This is a genomic window from Blastomonas sp. AAP53, from assembly GCF_000331245.1.
Classification (GTDB): domain Bacteria; phylum Pseudomonadota; class Alphaproteobacteria; order Sphingomonadales; family Sphingomonadaceae; genus Blastomonas.
This window is the reverse complement of sequence record NZ_ANFZ01000009.1, coordinates 806,438-823,237: the sequence shown is the minus strand read 5'-3', so window position 1 is coordinate 823,237 and position 16,800 is coordinate 806,438. Positions and strand designations below refer to the sequence as shown.

Annotated in this window: 14 protein-coding genes; 8 read left to right on the top strand and 6 right to left on the bottom strand. The window is 64.9% G+C overall.

Annotated features, from left to right (window positions below; genetic code table 11):
* Positions 1-17 precede the first annotated feature (17 nt).
* Both D618_RS0110875 and D618_RS0110870 read right to left on the bottom strand, forming a co-directional pair.
* Positions 18-521, bottom strand: a complete 504-nt coding sequence (locus tag D618_RS0110875; protein ID WP_017671545.1) for a hypothetical protein — start codon at positions 519-521, stop codon at positions 18-20.
* Positions 518-1,174 carry a histidine phosphatase family protein gene (locus D618_RS0110870; protein WP_017671544.1) on the bottom strand — a complete coding sequence of 219 codons (657 nt, stop codon included), beginning with the start codon at positions 1,172-1,174 and terminating at the stop codon, positions 518-520. Before D618_RS0110870 ends, D618_RS0110875 begins: the two co-directional genes overlap by 4 nt.
* Before the next feature lie 187 nt (positions 1,175-1,361).
* Between D618_RS0110870 and dnaN the strand changes: the two genes are divergently transcribed.
* Positions 1,362-2,480, top strand: a complete 1,119-nt coding sequence (dnaN, locus tag D618_RS0110865) for a DNA polymerase III subunit beta (protein WP_017671543.1) — start codon at positions 1,362-1,364, stop codon at positions 2,478-2,480.
* 4 nt (positions 2,481-2,484) lie between these two features.
* Positions 2,485-2,664, top strand: a complete 180-nt coding sequence (locus D618_RS0110860) for a hypothetical protein (RefSeq protein WP_017671542.1) — start codon at positions 2,485-2,487, stop codon at positions 2,662-2,664.
* Between the two features lie 81 nt (positions 2,665-2,745).
* Here the strand turns inward: D618_RS0110860 and D618_RS0110855 are convergent, their stop codons facing one another.
* The gene (locus D618_RS0110855; protein ID WP_017671541.1) at positions 2,746-4,011 is read right to left on the bottom strand and encodes a citrate synthase; all 1,266 of its coding nucleotides are present in this window, start codon (positions 4,009-4,011) and stop codon (positions 2,746-2,748) included.
* A gap of 91 nt (positions 4,012-4,102) precedes the next feature.
* On the bottom strand, positions 4,103-5,563 hold the full coding sequence (gene gltX / locus D618_RS0110850) for a glutamate--tRNA ligase (protein ID WP_017671540.1): 1,461 nt from the start codon (positions 5,561-5,563) through the stop codon (positions 4,103-4,105).
* Between the two features lie 97 nt (positions 5,564-5,660).
* Here gltX and D618_RS0110845 point away from each other — a divergent pair, with 97 nt between their 5' ends.
* Entirely contained in the window at positions 5,661-7,805 is a 2,145-nt protein-coding gene (locus D618_RS0110845) for a ComEC/Rec2 family competence protein (RefSeq protein ID WP_017671539.1), read from the top strand.
* On the opposite strand, the gene D618_RS0110840 is transcribed toward D618_RS0110845, so the two are convergent.
* Positions 7,786-9,168 (bottom strand): L-serine ammonia-lyase, encoded by a 1,383-nt coding sequence (locus tag D618_RS0110840; protein ID WP_017671538.1) that lies wholly within the window; start codon positions 9,166-9,168, stop codon positions 7,786-7,788. The genes D618_RS0110845 and D618_RS0110840 overlap by 20 nt on opposite strands.
* 28 nt (positions 9,169-9,196) lie before the next feature.
* Positions 9,197-11,185, bottom strand: a complete 1,989-nt coding sequence (locus tag D618_RS0110835; RefSeq protein WP_040370397.1) for a prolyl oligopeptidase family serine peptidase — start codon at positions 11,183-11,185, stop codon at positions 9,197-9,199.
* A gap of 133 nt (positions 11,186-11,318) precedes the next feature.
* Between D618_RS0110835 and pabB the strand changes: the two genes are divergently transcribed.
* The 5 genes from pabB (at position 11,319) to dxs (ending at position 16,760) form a co-directional block, all read left to right on the top strand.
* On the top strand, positions 11,319-13,112 hold the full coding sequence (gene pabB / locus D618_RS0110830) for an aminodeoxychorismate synthase component I (protein ID WP_017671536.1): 1,794 nt from the start codon (positions 11,319-11,321) through the stop codon (positions 13,110-13,112).
* A 220-nt stretch (positions 13,113-13,332) separates the two neighbouring features.
* On the top strand, positions 13,333-13,482 hold the full coding sequence (locus D618_RS19875; RefSeq protein ID WP_017671535.1) for a hypothetical protein: 150 nt from the start codon (positions 13,333-13,335) through the stop codon (positions 13,480-13,482).
* Positions 13,479-14,180: a peptide-methionine (S)-S-oxide reductase MsrA gene (gene msrA / locus D618_RS0110820; protein ID WP_017671534.1), complete on the top strand. Its 702-nt coding sequence runs from the start codon at positions 13,479-13,481 to the stop codon at positions 14,178-14,180. Before D618_RS19875 ends, msrA begins: the two co-directional genes overlap by 4 nt.
* A gap of 58 nt (positions 14,181-14,238) precedes the next feature.
* The gene (locus D618_RS0110815; RefSeq protein ID WP_017671533.1) at positions 14,239-14,712 is read left to right on the top strand and encodes a transcriptional repressor; all 474 of its coding nucleotides are present in this window, start codon (positions 14,239-14,241) and stop codon (positions 14,710-14,712) included.
* A gap of 113 nt (positions 14,713-14,825) precedes the next feature.
* A complete protein-coding gene (dxs, locus tag D618_RS0110810; RefSeq protein ID WP_017671532.1) occupies positions 14,826-16,760 on the top strand; it encodes a 1-deoxy-D-xylulose-5-phosphate synthase in 1,935 nt (644 codons plus the stop codon).
* Positions 16,761-16,800: the final 40 nt, after the last annotated feature.

The window sequence follows — 16,800 nt, the reverse complement described above, 5'->3', positions numbered from 1 at the left end:
GCTTGGCGCGCAAAAATCTACCGCCTGCCCGCACAACCCAGCGCGGCGGCGTCGAGCGCCGTGGCAACGCCCTTCAGCAGGTACAGATCGCGGATGGTGTTGCCCTGCACGTCTTGGCTGCTGGCGGTCATCTCGCGCGCAGATCGCAGCGCTGCGATGATCGCCGCGTCCATCGCGCGGTCGTGCGCCCAGGCATCGCCCCCGCCGCCCGTCAGGCGAAAGCGGCGGATGCCGATGGTCAACATCACGCTCTGCCCCTTGGCCATCGCCCGGCTCAGACGAAGATGGAACTGGCCGCGCACCCCGCGCTTGGGCCAGTATCCGATGCTGGCGAAGGGGCGGTATTGCCGTTTGCCGCGGACCTCGTCGGGCTGCGCAATGGCATAGCAGCGCGGCACCTGCGGATCGCGGAATGCGCCCCAGTCATCGAACACGCCCAGGCTGTCGCGTGCTTGGGCCAATGGGGACAGAGCCGCCAGCACAACAGCCAGCGCCCCGGTCGCCAGCCGCTTGGACGTCACGCATGGCCTCCGCCGGTGCCGGTGACGACGATCTCTTCGCGGCCATCCGCGATCATCACCACCGATCCTTGCGGCAGGCCAGGCGCCACCGGCGCACCGAACACCGGATGGACCGGCAGGCCCAGCAGGACGCCGCGCAGCACCCGGCTGGAAATGCCGTGCATGATGATCAAGCGGTCACCCGGTTCGGCGGCATGATCGGCCAGCCAGCCGATGACGCGATCCGCGATCTGGGGATAGGTTTCGCCATCGGGGGCAGGGGTCAGCAGCATGTCTGCGCTGACGATCGGGCCGATCTCCGCGACGACATCGGAATAATAGCGCCCGCCCCAGCAGCCCATGCCGATTTCCGCCAGCCGCATGTCGCGCCCGGCGTCGTGCCAATCGAGCCCCAGATGTTCGGTGATCACCGCCAGTGTCTGCAGCGCCCGGCCCGTGTCCGATGCCCACAAGGTCAGGTCGGGCTGATGGCCCAGAACCTTGGCAAGCGCAGCGCCCATCGCATCGGCCTGGGCAAAGCCCACGCGGGTCAGCGGCGTGTGCAGATTGTCGCCCTGCAGCCGCTTGGCGGCATTGAACACGGTTTCACCATGCCGGGCGATGAACAGGCGGCCACCAATCGGCGGGCAGGAAAATCGGGATTTTTGCGTCATATCTGTCCCGTTTCGGCAATGGGACAACTTTACGCAAGCCTGGTGCGCCATTTTCCACAGTTTATGCGGGTTTGTCCGGCTATCAGCTTGCGGCTAAAGCCAATCTTGTTAATGAAGAAGGTCCGGATTCTGCCAGCTTGGCGGATATGTCATTTGTGTGTGAGGCCTGCGGCCTCGGGGGATTTTCATGAAGGCGACAATCGAACGCGCGACGCTCCTCAAGAGCCTCAGCCATGTTCAGTCGGTGGTGGAACGGCGCAACACGATCCCCATTCTGTCGAACGTGCTGATCGAGGCCTCGAGCGATGGCTCGCTCCGCTTCATGGCGACCGACCTTGACCTGCAGATCGTCGAGACGATGAGCGCCTATTCGGTGGAAACCGCCGGATCGATCACCGTATCGGCGCACACCTTGTTCGAAATCGCCCGCAAGCTGCCCGATGGCAGCCAGGTGATGCTCGATGCGGCGGACGGCAAGATGCTGGTTCGCGCCGGGCGCAGCCGCTTCACATTGCCGACGCTGCCGCGCGACGATTTTCCGGTGATTGCCGAGGGCGACCTGCCGACCAGCTTCGAGCTGGCCGCTGCCGAGCTGGTGCAGATCATCGACAAGACCCGGTTTGCGATCTCGACCGAAGAAACGCGCTATTATCTCAACGGCATCTTCCTGCACGTGGCCGATGACGACCGCCCGGTGCTCAAGGCGGCGGCCACCGATGGCCACCGGCTGGCGCGCGTGACGCTCGATCGTCCCGATGGCGCAGAGGGCATGCCCGACGTCATCGTGCCGCGCAAATGCATCGGCGAACTGCGCAAGCTGCTCGACGAGCGCGGCGATGCCCGCGTGCAGATCGACCTTTCGGCGAGCAAGATCCGCTTCACTCTGGGCAGCGCGATCCTGACCTCGAAGCTGATCGACGGAACCTTCCCCGATTACAGCCGCGTCATTCCCACCGCGAACGACAAGCTGCTGAAGATCGATCCGCGCGCCTTCGAACAGGGCGTCGACCGTGTTGCCACAATCGCCACCGAAAAGACCCGTGCGGTCAAAATGGCGCTGGAAAAGGACAAGATCACGCTGTCGGTGACCAGCCCCGAAAACGGCACGGCGGCCGAAGAGGTCGAGGGCCAGTACGCCAGCGACGGCTTCGAGATCGGCTTCAACGCACGCTATCTGCTCGATATCCTGGGCGAGATCGAGGGCGAGGTTGTCGAATTGCATCTGGCCGACAGCAGCGCGCCGACGCTGATCCGCGAAAACGACAAGTCCAATGCGCTGTACGTTCTGATGCCAATGCGCGTCTGACCCGGTGCCCGGCGTCGGGACCTTCGCCCTCGTCGCCGGGATCGTTGTGGTCCTGCTGATCGTCTACAGGTTCGACCGAACTGGTGGAACTCTCACGCTGTTCGCCAGCCTCTTCATTATCGTCCTGCTGGTCCTGATGCTGTTGCTGGCAGGGCTGGTCATCGCCATTGCAGCCACAGGCTGAGCGCATCCCGGCACCCCCACACAGCAAAACGCCCTCCCGGTCGAACCGGGAGGGCGTTTTGTCTTTCAGTCACAAGCCGCTTTAGCGCTTGTCGACCGGCACATAGGGGCGCTGCGTCGGGCCGGTGTACAGCTGACGCGGGCGACCGATCTTCTGGCCGGGATCGGAAATCATTTCGTTCCACTGCGCGACCCAGCCCACGGTGCGCGCTAGAGCGAACAGCACGGTAAACATCGTGGTCGGGAAGCCGATCGCCGACAGGATGACGCCCGAATAGAAGTCGACGTTCGGGAACAGCTTCTTCTCGATGAAGTAAGGATCGTTGAGCGCCATTTCCTCGAGCTGCAGCGCGACCTCGAACACCGGATCGTTGACCTTCAGCGCATCGAACACTTCGCGCACCGTCTTCTGCATCACCGTCGCGCGCGGGTCGTAGTTCTTGTAGACGCGATGGCCGAAGCCCATCAGGCGGAACGGGTCGTTCTTGTCCTTGGCGCGGGCGATGTACTCGGGGATCTTGTCGGGCGTGCCGATCTCGCGCAGCATGTTGAGCGCCGCTTCGTTGGCGCCGCCATGCGCCGGGCCCCACAGGCAGGCAATGCCAGCCGCGATGCAGGCGAACGGGTTGGCGCCCGAAGAGCCTGCCAGACGCACGGTCGAGGTCGACGCGTTCTGTTCATGGTCGGCATGCAGGATGAAGATGCGGTCCAGCGCGCGCTCGACCACCGGGTTGACCTCATAGGGTTCAGCCGGAACGCCAAAGGTCATGCGCAGGAAGTTGCCGGTATAGGACAGCGAGTTGTCGGGATAGACAAACGGCTGGCCCACCGAATATTTGTACGCAGCCGCAGCAATCGTCGGCATCTTGGCGATCAGCCGGTGGCTGGAAATGCGGCGATGCTCGGGATCGGCGATGTCGGTCGAGTCGTGATAGAAGGCCGACAGTGCACCGACGACACCGCACATGATCGCCATCGGGTGCGCATCGCGGCGGAAACCGCGATAGAACTGCATCAGCTGTTCGTGCAGCATCGTGTGACGCGAAATGGTGTAGCTGAAGCTTTCCAGCTCGTCCTTGCTCGGCAGTTCGCCGTTGAGCAGCAGGTACGAGACTTCCATGAAGCTCGAATCCTCGGCCAGCTCGCCGATCGGATAGCCGCGGTGGAGCAGAACGCCTTCATCGCCGTCGATATAGGTCAGCGCGGAATCGCAGCTGGCGGTCGAGGTGAAGCCGGGGTCATAGGTGAAGCAGCCGGTTTCGGCGTAGAGCTTGCGGATGTCGATGACATCCGGGCCGATCGTGCCGGAGCGGATGGCGTAATTGCTCTCTTTGTCGCCGATCTTCATTGTTGCGCTGTCTGACACGGTTCGTTCTCCTCCAAGCGTATCTGAGGCAAGCCTTGGCCTGCCGGGCGGTATTCTGGTGCGCGTGCCGCGATCAGGCGGTGATGCGCGCCACGTCGTTGATCCGGGCGAGCGATTCCTCGCGTCCCAGCAGTTCGAGCACGTCGAAGATGCCTGGCGAGCGCGCCTGCCCGGTCAGGGCGGCGCGCAGCGGCTGGGCGTAGGTGCCAAGGCCGTGCCCTTGTGCCTCGGCAAACTGAGTAAGCTTTTCTTCCAAGTTGACGGCCGTCCATGGCGCTGCTTCGGCCAGAACCGGCGACACTGTCTGCAAAACCGCGACCCCGGCCTCGTCTAGCAAAGATTTTGCTTTCTCGTCCATGCTTAACGGGCGAGATTTGAAGAGAAACTGCGCGCTATCGGCCAGTTCGTTGAGGTCACGCGCGCGCAGCTTCATCACCGGCATCGCGCGGGCGAGCAGATCGGTGCCGCTGGCAGCATCGAAGCCGGGCATCAGTGCGGCGACACGCGGCGCGACAAGCGCGGCGAGCGCGACGTCATCCATCTCGCGCAGATACTGGCCGTTCAGATTGACCAGCTTCTTGGCATCGAAGCGCGAAGGCGACTTTCCGACATTGGCGAGCGCGAACAGCTCGACCGCCTCGGCGCGCGAAATCTTCTCGCGGTCGCCATAGCCCCAGCCCAACCGCAGCAAATAGTTGAACATCGCATCGGGCACGATGCCCATGTCGTCGCGATAGGCCTCGACCCCCAGCGCACCGTGGCGCTTGGAGAGCTTGGCGCCGTCATTGCCATGGATCAGCGGGATGTGCGCATAGACGGGTTCGGCCCAGCCCATGGCCTGGATCAGCACCAATTGGCGGAACGCGTTGTTGAGGTGATCGTCGCCGCGAATGATATGGGTGACGCCCATGTCGTGATCGTCGACCACCACCGCGAGCATATAGGTGGGCGAGCCGTCCGAACGCAGCAGCACGTAATCGTCGAGCTCGCGCGCATCGACGGTGACCGAGCCCTGCACCTCGTCGGCGATGGTCAGCTTGCCCGATTGCGGCGCCTTCAGACGGATGACGAACGGCGCGCCTTCGGGGGCTTCGGAGGCATCGCGATTGCGCCAGCGGCCATCATAGCGCATCGGCAGCTTCTTCTCGCGCTGCTCGGCGCGCATCGCTTCGAGCTCTTCGGCGGTGGCAAAGCACTTGTAGGCATTGCCTGCGGCAAGAAGCTCATAGGCGACCTCGGCATGGCGTCCAGCGCGTTCGCTCTGGAACACTGGGGTGTCGTCCCAATCCAGTCCCAGCCAGTCGAGACCGGCAAAGATCGCATCGATGGCTTCGGGAGTCGAGCGCGCCTTGTCGGTATCCTCGATGCGCAGCAGGGCCTTGCCGCCGTGGTGCCGCGCGAACAGCCAGTTGAACATTGCAGTGCGCGCGCCGCCGATATGCAGATATCCGGTCGGCGAAGGAGCAAAACGGGTGACGACCTGTCCTTCGGGCTTGGGGGCCGGAACAGGCTGGTTATCGCCGCTTGCACTCACTTACGCTTTCCTTTCAAACTCGCCAGACATGGCAATTTCGACCGCCTCTAGCACGGCTTTCTGGCAGCGACAAATGGCCAGTTTGTCCCGTTTTTCAATGGCTGCAACGCCGGGCCGGCTGTTGCAGCACTGGCTGCTGGCCGAACGCGACCAGCTGCCGCCCTGGATTGTCGCATGCTTCGGCGCAGGGATAGCCGCCTGGTTCGTTCTGCCGGGGCGCGATTGGCACGCGGCGGTGGTTGCCGTGAGCCTGGGCGGCGCTTTGCTGGTGTACGCCGTGCGCGGTCGTTGGACGCGCATGGAACTGGGCGCGCGCTGTGCATTCGTCGCGCTGCTCGCGATGGCGGCAGGCACCGCGCATATGGCATGGCGTGCAGAGCGCGTCGCCGCCGATCCGTTGCCAGCCCCGTGGTTCGGTACGCTGAGCGGGCGGGTCATCGAGCGCGAGGTGCAGCCTGCACGCGGACAGGTCCGGCTGGTGCTGCAGAACGCGCCGGCGCTTGGGCTGCCCGACAGGGTGCGCGTTAACCTCGACCTGGCGCTCGATGGCCCCAGCTTGCAGCGCGGGGCGATCATCTCGGCGCGGGCGCGGCTGATGCCGCCTGCGCAAGCCGCGCTGCCCGGCGGCTACAGCTTTGCCCAGCGGGCCTGGTTCGATGGGCTGGGCGCGACCGGCAAGATGCTGGATGCGCCCCAAGTCCTGCGTGCGGGCCATGCCGCCACAGGGCTCGATTCGCTCCGCGCACGCCTTTCCGCCCATATTCAGGGCGCAATACCCGGCGGGGCAGGGGGGATCGCCGCCACGCTGGCGACCGGCGATCGCGGCGCGATCAGCGAAGAGGATGCCGAGGCGATGCGGCGCAGTGGCCTCGCGCATCTGCTCTCGATCAGCGGGCTGCATGTCACCGCCCTGATTGGCGCGGTGTGGCTGATCACCTTGAAGCTGCTCGCACTGTTCCCGCCGCTGGCGCGCGCCTGGCGCCTGCCGCTGGTGGCTGCCGGGGCAGGGGCATTGGCGGGAATCGCGTATACGTTGCTCACCGGGGCGGAAGTGCCGACCATCCGCTCGTGCGCCGCCGGTTTGCTGGTGCTGGCGGCGCTGGCGCTGGGGCGCGATCCGGTCTCGCCCCGGTTGATCGCGGCCGGTGCGCTGCTGGTGCTGCTGATCTGGCCCGAGGCGCTGATGGGGCCGAGCTTTCAGCTGAGCTTTGCCGCCGTCACCGCGATCGTCGCGCTGCACGATCATTCCGCGATGCGGCGCTGGGCGGCGGCGGACCTTTCGTGGCCGGGACGCGCTGCGCGGTTTCTGGCGATGCTGTTCCTTACCGGCCTGCTGATCGAATTCACACTGATGCCGATTGCGCTGCACCATTTCAGCAAGGCCGGATTATATGGCGCGCTCGCCAACATGGTCGCAATCCCGCTGACCACCTTCGTCATCATGCCGCTGGAGGCACTGGCGCTGCTGCTTGACCTGGCAGGGCTGGGCGCTCCGTTCTGGTGGCTGACCGGGCAGGCGCTGGGTGGCCTGCTGGCCATCGCGCATCTGGTCGCCGATGCCCCCGGCGCAGTGGCGCTGTTTCCCCGCACCGGCGGAGGCGTGTTTGCGCTGTTCGTGCTGGGCGGGCTGTGGCTGTTCTTCTGGCGAAGCCGCGCGCGATGGCTGGGGCTGGCCCCGATCGGGCTCGCAAGCGTGCTGGTGGCGCTGCAACCCGTGCCCGACGTGCTGATCACCGGTGACGGCCAGCATGTCGCGATCACCCGGGCGAGCGGCGAGCTGATCGTGCTGCGCCGCAGGACAGGAGATTATGCGCTGCAGAGCCTGAGCGAGAGCGCGGCGTTTGAAGGCAAGGCGATCGCGATGGAAGACTGGCGCGAGGCAACCTGCAGCGCCGAATTCTGCAGTGTGGTCTTGCGATCAGGCCAGCGCGAATACGCCGTGCTGATCGGCCGCAACCGCGAGCAGGTGCCCGAACGCGCGCTCGCTGCCGCCTGTCGCCGCGCCGATATCGTCATCGCCGGGCGCTGGTTGCCGCGCAGCTGCCGCCCGCGCTGGATCAAGGCGGATCGGGCGATGCTGGCGCGCACTGGGGGGCTGGCATTGTATCTGGGGGATCAGACCATCCGCACCGTCGCCAGCGACCATGCCGGGCACCCGTGGTGGGACCGCGCGATTGCGCTCCGCGAGGCCGAACGCGTCGCCCGGCGCGACGCGCGCAGGCTCAGCACTCGACCACGTTGACCGCCAGCCCGCCCTGCGAGGTTTCCTTGTAGCGTTCGTTCATGTCGAGCCCGGTGCGGCGCATTGTCTCGATCACCTCGTCGAGGCTGACGCGGTGCGTGCCATCGCCCATCATCGCGAGCCGTGCCGCCTCGATCGCCTTGACCGCGCCAACCGCATTGCGCTCGATGCAGGGCACCTGCACCAGTCCGGCAACCGGATCGCAGGTGAGGCCCAGATTGTGCTCCATCCCGATTTCGGCGGCATTCTCGACCTGCATCGCAGAGCCACCCCAGGCGGCGACCAGCCCGGCAGCAGCCATTGAGCAGGCGACGCCGACCTCTCCCTGGCAGCCGACCTCCGCGCCCGAGATCGAGGCGTTTTCCTTGAACAGTGACCCGATGGCCGCCGCAGTGAGCAGAAAACGCTCGACCCCGGCCTGGTCCGCGCCGGGCGCAAACCGATCGTAGAAACGCAGCACCGATGGCACGATGCCCGCCGCGCCATTGGTCGGCGCGGTGACGACCTTGCCGCCCGCCGCGTTCTCCTCGTTGACCGCCAGCGCCCACAGGTTGACCCAGTCGATGACGGTCAGCGGATCGGACAGCATCCGCTCCTGTCGCGCCATCAGATGCGCCATGATCAACGGCGCGCGCCGCTTGACGCGCAAACCGCCGGGCAGTTCGCCGCCGGTGCGGATACCGCGATCGATGCACGCCGACATCGCAGTGGCGATCTCCTGCAGGCCTGCGGACAGCGAGTCGGCATCGCGGGCTGCGAGTTCGTTGGCGCGGGTGATCTCTGCGATCGACAGCCCGGTTTGTGCTGCGATGGCAAGCAGTTCGGCGCCTGACCGGAAGACATGCGGCGGATCCCATATGCCGCCCGCACCCGGCGCATTGGCGACGGTTTCGTCCTCATCGACCACCGCGCCGCCGCCGACCGAGAAATAGGAACGGGCATCGATGGTGACGCCCGCCGCATCAAAGGCCGTGAAGGTCATCGCGTTGGAATGATAATCCAGCCGCTCGCGCTGCAGGAACAGCAGGTCGCGGGGCTCGTCAAAGGCGATGGTGTGCCTCTTGCCGAGCACGATTTCGCCACGTGCGCGGATCTGATCGACCAGCCGATCTGCCGCATCCGGATCACAGCTGACCGGTTCCTCGCCCGCCAGTCCCAGCAGGATGGCGCGATCGCTGGCATGGCCCTTGCCGGTCAGCGCGAGCGATCCGTAAAGCCGCGTCTCGATCCGCACGGTTCGATCGAGCGCGCCCTGATCGTCGAGCCTAGCAACGAATCGCCCGGCGGCGACCATCGGCCCCATGGTGTGCGAGCTCGATGGACCGATGCCGATCTTGAACAGGTCGAAAACCGAGGCGACCATGTGATATCCTTGTATCGTGAGAAAAACGTCAGTCGGCAGCGCCGGCGTCCCGGCCCAGAAGATGCTGCTGCCAGAAGGCCAGTGTCGTCCAGAACAGGTAGTCGGCATTTTCCTTGCGGCGGAACCCATGTCCCTCGTTGCGGGCGAGCAGATGCCATGCGGTGCCGCCGCGCGAACGCACAGCGTCGATGATCTGATCGGCCTCGCTCGCCGGGACGCGAGGATCGTTGGCGCCGGTGACGACCAGCAGCGGCATCTTCAGCCGGTCGACCTGGGTCAGCGGGCTGATTTCCTCCAGCTTGGTCCGCAGCTGCGGAATGCGCTCGTCGCCATATTCGATCCGTCGCAGGTCTCGCCGATACTCTTCTGTATTTTCAAGGAATGTGACGAAGTTCGATATCGCCACCACGCAGGTCGCGGCGTTGAATCTGCGGGCATAGCGGATGGCGCTGGCATAGCACATATAGCCACCATAGCTGCCGCCGGTAACGCCAAAGCGCCTGGCATCGAGCGAAGGATTCTTCGCCAGCCGGTCCAGCAACGCGCCCACATCCTTGACTGAATCCTCGCGGCGGAAGGGGCCGTTATCCAGCGACACGAAGCGTTTGCCAAAGCCGGTCGAGCCGCGGACATTGGGATAGAACAGCGCGATGCCCAGTTCATTCACCAGATAATTGCTGCGCCCCAGAAAGCCTGCCGTGGCCTGGCCCTCCGGCCCGCCATGGATCGACATGATCATCGGCCGCTTGCCCGGATGCCGGGCGCTGTCCGGGCGATAGAGCAGGCCAGAGACAGGCTCGCCGTCGAAGCTCTTGATCTCCACCAGCTCGGGCTGGACGTTGACGAGAGGGTCAAGCCCGCCGGTCTCGCTTTCGGTCCAGCGCGTGACCGCAAGCGTGGCCGGGTCCAGGCTATAGGCATCGCCCGGCGCCTGGTTGGAATAGACGGTAAAGCCCAAAGTGCCCCAGGGTGCGAACTTCATGTTCGTACCGATTTCACCCGCCGGAAGCCCGGTCACCTGGCGCTTGGCGCCGCTGGCGATGTCATAGAGGTACAGGCGGGAAAACCCCGCCTCGTTGACGATATAGGCGATGGTCCTGCCATCCCTGGCGATATCGAAGCTGCTGATATCCCAGCGGCCCCCGTCGATCATCGGGGCGAACAGCCCGGTTTCGATATCGAGCAGCCCCAGCCGCTGGACATCCGAATCCTTGTCGCTCGACACCCAGAGCCTGCCATCGGGCGCGAACTGCAGGTTGCCATAGGCGACGGGAGTCGCATCGCGCGTGACCTGGCGGATCGCGCCGGTCTCGACATCGACCAGATGCAGCTGGCTATCGGTGACCGAGATATAGTTGAAAACCAGCAGATCGCGGCCATTGGGGGCGAAATCGATTGCCGCCCAGCCACCGCTCTCGGTGGATAGCAGCATCCGCGCGGTCTTGGGGTCGCGCGGGTCCATGATGTAGATGTCGTTATAGACGCCGCTTCGCAGGTTGCTGCCATAGGCGACCAGACGGCCATCATCGGACCAGGGGCCCAGGGCGTTGCGGCTCTTGCCGTCGGTCAGCAAGGTCAGGCGGCCGGAGTCCAGCGCGTAGATCTGCGCGACCTCGTTGCCGCCTGCATCCTTTTCCAGCAGCAGCATCGACCCGTCGGGCGACCAGCTGCCGTTGAAGATCGGCTCTTCTTCAAAGCTGATCTGCTTGCGTGCCGCCCCCGGGGTGGCGACGCGGTGCAGCTGCGACACATTGCCAAAGCGCGTGGTGATCAGCATCGATCGATCGACCGGATGCCAACCGGCAAAGCTTGCCGTGCGATATTCCAGATAAGGGCGGGTGTCGGCGACCAGCGATTGCCGGATCGGCGGGACGCCATCGGCCAGCATCGCAGCCGGCGGCGGCACGACCGGATCATCGACGCGCGCGTCTTCGGCGTGCGCAGACCAGGATATGCCGAGGGCCAGCAACGCACCCACGGCGCTTGCCGCCAGCCTCCGTCCAGGCCTGTTCTTCACTGCGTCTCTCCTGCATTCGTGTCGCGCCGATCTATGCGGGGCGAAGCGGCTTGGCAATCGTTGCGCTCTACACCGTCGCCGCCTATGAGCGCAGCCCATGGACCCCCGGCCCGCCCGTCTTCCTGCAATCGAAATGCTTCAGCCCTTCGTCTTGCTGGACGATGCCAGAGAGGGGCGCGCCAACCCGGCGCGGCTCTATCGCAATCCGGTGCGCTGCCTGACCGCGCGCACGGCCGATGAGCTCGACGAGCTTCTGGCAGAATTGCGCGCGGCGGGACGCAGCGGGCTGCATGCCGCTGGCTATTTCAGCTATGAAGCAGGTTTCGCATTCGAGCCGCGCCTGCGCCGCTATCTGGACGACCTGGGTCCGATGAAGCTGGCGTGGTTCGGGCTTTTCGACCGCCATGACGTCATGATGGCAGACGACGTACCCGGCTGGCTGGCGCAAGTTGGCGGCGATGGCGATGCGTATCTTGCATCTGCCCGGCCCGCGATGACCGAAAACGGCTATGCCGCGCGCTTTGCCCAGGTGCACGAGGCGATCGCGAGCGGCGACATCTATCAGGCCAATCTCACGTTCCAGAACCATGCGACGCTGTCTGGCCATCCGCTCGCGCTGTACCGTGCGCTGCGCGCAGGCTCTGCCGCAGGCTATGGCGGGATGGTGTTCGACGGGGAGGATTGGATGCTCAGCCTGTCGCCCGAGATGTTCTTTGCGCTGCGCGATGGCGAGATGACCGCGCGCCCGATGAAGGGCACCGCGCCGCGCCACGCCGACCCTGTGCGCGATGCGCAAGCAGCGGCCCAGCTGCAAGCGTCCGAAAAGGACAGGGCGGAAAACCTGATGATCGTCGATCTGCTGCGCAACGACCTGTCGCGCGTGGCAAGCCCCGGCAGCGTGCGCGTCACCGATCTGTTCCGCATCGAGAGCTATCCCAGCGTTCACCAGATGACCTCCACCGTGCGCGCCACCATCGCACCGGGCCGGGACGCGGTCGACATCATCCGTGCGATCTATCCGTGCGGATCGATTACCGGCGCGCCCAAGATCCGCGCGATGGAACTGCTGCGCACCATCGAGGCGGGGCCGCGCGGCATCTATTGCGGATCGATCGGCAGGATCGATCCGGGGCAGGGCGACATGCCCGGCGATGCGGCGTTCAACGTCGCAATTCGCACCTTGCATCTGGCCGCCAATGCGCAAAAGGTCAGCCTGGGGCTGGGCTCCGGAGTGGTGGCGGATTCACGCGCTGGCGATGAATGGCGCGAATGTCTGGTCAAGGGGGCGTTCTTGAAGGCGGCGACACGCAGGTTCGACCTGATCGAGACGATGGGTTTCGACCCGGCCAGGGGCATCATCCGGCTGGAGTTCCACCTGGAGCGGATGAAGGCGAGCGCGGCGGCGCTGAGCTTTTCATTTGATCGGCACGCAGTGCGCAATGCGCTGAACCACGCCTGCTTTTTCCTCGATTCGCCCACCCGCATCCGGCTGCTGCTGGCACCCTCAGGCGATATCGCCATTGAGATGCGGCCGGCGCCGGTTCCGATGCCGGAGCCGTTGCGCGTCGTGGTGCGCCCCATGGCATTGGCGAGCAACGATCTGCGGCTTGCGCACAAGACCACCGACCGCGCATGCTACGATGCGCCGCGCCGCGAGGCCGTGGCTGAGCAAGGGGCGGATGAGGTGGTGTTCACCGATGCCGATGGCGCGCTGACCGAGGGCAGTTTCACGCACATTTTCGTCGAGCGTGATGGCATGCTGCTCACCCCGCCGCTGGCGCAGGGGTTGCTACCGGGCATCCTGCGGCGCGAACTGATCGAGCAGGGACGCGCGACCGAGCATCCGCTCACCCCTGGCGATCTGGCCGACGGTTTCTGGCTGGGCAACTCGCTGCGCGGGCTGATGCGGGCGCAGCTGAGCGGTTGATCGATCCCGCCCGGCGCAGGGCCGACAAAGCTGAACACCCGCCTGTGCGGTGGTTCACAGCGGATACAGCCGATTCAGGCCAGGTTGCAGGCACCCAAGCAGAACCATTCCCCGTTCCGCTTGATTCGCCCTTGGGACGCCCCCAATTCGGCATCCTGTTGTAACCCGGCACCCCGCAACCGCGAACACGGCCCTGCGGACACGAGATGCGAGACGAGCCATGAACCTTTTTCTGAAGTCGGACCTGTTCCGCAATTTCCTGGGCGGCTTTGCCATCGGTGCGGTCGCGATGTTCGCGCTGCAACCCGATGAGGGCGTTGCGCATCCTCCTGTGGCGGATCCCATGATCGAGAGTACCATCAGCCGATGACCCTTTCTGCTCGCTCCCTTTCGCTGCTGGCCGCCTTTGGCCTGATTGGTGCTGCTGCACTTACGCTGGATGCCGGCTCTGCTGCCTTTGCCGCCGAAGAGCCCAAGATCATTCCTGCGCCGAAATTGAAGGCGGCGGAAACCGGCAAGCAGGCGGTCGCCATCTTCGCAGGCGGCTGTTTCTGGGGTGTGGAGGGCGTGTTCAGCCATGTGAAGGGCGTGAAAAGCGTCGTCTCGGGCTATCATGGCGATGCCAAGGCGAACGCCAGCTATGACGAGGTTTCGGGTGGTGGAACCGGCCATGCCGAATCCGTCCGCGTCGTCTATGACCCCGCGCAGGTCAGCTATGGCCAGCTTTTGCAGGTGTTCTTCTCGGTCGTTGCCGATCCCACCTTGCTCAACCGGCAAGGCCCCGATGTCGGGCGTCATTACCGCACCGCTCTGGTGCCGGTGGGCAAGGCGCAGGCGCAGGTCGCCCGCGCCTATATCGTCGAGCTGGAAAAGTCCGGTGCGTGGAAGAAGCGCATCGTCACGGCGGTCGAGCCCTACAAGGCGTTCTATCCGGCAGAAAGCTATCACCAGGACTTCATGTTCAAGAACCCCGACCACCCGTATATCGTGCGCTGGGATGCGGTGAAGGTCGCCAATCTCAAGCGCGCTTTCCCGACCCTCTACAGTCCCAAACCTGTGCGGGGCTGACGCACCCGTCAACCACGCCGCCATTGCAACCTGGCCATGGGATGCGTAGATACCGGGCATGTCCAACGTCAAAGAACATGGCCACAAGCACAACGAGCACGAGGGCGCTGATCTGGCGCTCGCCGCGCGTCATTCGCTGGAAGCGGCGGGTGAGCAATGGACCGACATGCGCGAATCGATCTTCAGCGCATTGGCGGAGATCGAAAAGCCGGCATCGGCCTATGACATCGCCGACAGCGTCAGCCGCATGCGCGGCAAGCGCGTTGCACCCAATAGCGTCTACCGCATTCTCGACCTGTTCGTTCGCACGAATCTGGCGCGCCGGGTGGAGAGCATCAACGCGTATATCGCCAATTCGCACCCCGGATGCGTGCACGACTGCATCTTTCTGGTGTGCGATTCGTGCGGAAACGCGACCCATATCGATGACGATGGCCTCTCGCGCAGCGTCCGCAAGACCGCGGAAGCGGCGGGCTATGTCGATATTCGTCCAGTCATAGAGGTGCGCGGTCGCTGCGCAGCGTGTGATTGAACTCCGCATTTGCGGAACTGTCCAAAAAACTTTACACTCAACGCGCCTGTCCGGGTCGATCAATCGACAGGGCCCAAAAATGGGTCTAGGATTCGCGGTTGAAAGGGAATTCCATGACCAATCTGCCCGAAACACCATTGCTGGATACCGTCAAAGTCCCGGCTGACCTCAGAAAGCTCAAGGCTGGCCAGCTGCGCCAGCTCGCCGATGAACTGCGCCAGGAGGTCATTTCGGCGGTTTCGGTCACCGGTGGGCACCTGGGCGCGGGCCTGGGCGTGGTCGAGCTGACCACGGCGATTCACTATGTTTTCGATACGCCCAACGACCGTCTGATCTGGGACGTCGGGCATCAGTGCTATCCGCACAAGATCCTGACCGGTCGGCGTGATCGCATCCGCACCTTGCGCACCGGCGGCGGACTGTCTGGCTTCACCAAGCGCTCCGAGAGCGAATACGACCCGTTCGGCGCGGCGCACAGCTCGACCTCGATCTCGGCCGCGCTCGGATTTGCCACCGCCAACCAGATGACGGGAGCGCCCGGCAAGGCGATCGCGGTGATCGGCGATGGCGCGATGAGCGCCGGCATGGCCTATGAAGCGATGAACAACGCCGAGCGTGCGGGTAACCGGCTGGTCGTGATCCTCAACGATAACGACATGTCGATCGCACCGCCGGTGGGCGGGCTGTCGGGCTATCTCGCGCGCATCGTATCGAGCCGCGAGTTCCTGGGCGTGCGCGAGGCGCTGAAGCGTCTGGCGCGCAAGCTGCCCAAGAGCCTGCACCAGGCGGCGCGCAAGACCGATGAATACGCGCGCGGCATGGCGATGGGCGGCACGTTGTTCGAGGAACTGGGCTTCTATTATGTCGGCCCGATCGACGGTCACAACATGGACCAGCTGGTCGCAGTACTCGAGAATGTCCGCGACGCTGCCGAAGGGCCGTGCCTGATCCATGTCGTGACGCAAAAGGGCAAGGGCTATGCGCCTGCCGAAGCGGCTGCCGACAAATATCACGGTGTTGCCAAGTTCGATGTCATCACCGGCAAGCAGGACAAGGCAGCAGCTGGCCCGCCTGCGTACCAGAACGTGTTCGGCGAAACGCTGGCCAAGCTCGCCGATACCGACCCCACGATCTGCGCGATCACTGCGGCAATGCCCTCGGGCACCGGGGTCGACAAGTTCGCCAAGGCGCACCCCGACCGCAGCTTCGACGTCGGCATTGCCGAGCAGCACGCGGTGACCTTCGCGGCTGGCCTGGCAGCGCAGGGCATGCGCCCCTTCTGCGCGATCTATTCGACGTTCCTGCAGCGCGCCTATGACCAGGTGGTGCACGATGTCGCGATCCAGAATCTGCCGGTGCGCTTCGCGATCGATCGCGCCGGGCTGGTGGGGGCCGATGGCTCGACGCATGCCGGATCGTTCGACGTCACGTATCTGGCGACATTGCCCAACATGGTGGTGATGGCCGCCGCCGACGAGGCCGAACTGGTCCACATGACCTACACCGCCGCCTGTCACGACAGCGGCCCGATCGCGTTCCGCTATCCGCGCGGCAATGGCACCGGCGTGGCACTGCCCGAGGTTCCGGAGCGGCTGGAAATCGGCAAGGGCCGCATCGTGCGCGAGGGCAAGAAGGTCGCGATCCTCTCGCTCGGCACGCGTCTCGCAGAAGCGCAGAAGGCCGCTGACCTGCTCGATGCCAAGGGCCTGTCGACCACGGTCGCCGACCTGCGCTTTGCCAAGCCGCTCGACGAAGAGATGATCCGCAAGCTGCTGGCGACGCACGAGGTGTGCGTTACGGTGGAAGAGGGTGCGATCGGTGGCCTGGGCGCGCATGTGCTGACCATGGCGTCGGATGCGGGCCTGATCGATTCGGGGCTCAAGCTGCGCACATTGCGTCTGCCCGATATCTTCCAGGAACATGAAAAGCCCGAAAAGCAGTATGCCGAAGCCGGGCTCGACGCCGACGGCATCGTCGACTGCGTGCTCAAGGCGCTGCGCCATAACAGCGCTGGCGTGGCGGTGGTGGGGGATGGCGCGCGCGCCTGATCCCACCTCAGCAACAGACATAAAAAAGCCCGGCAGATCC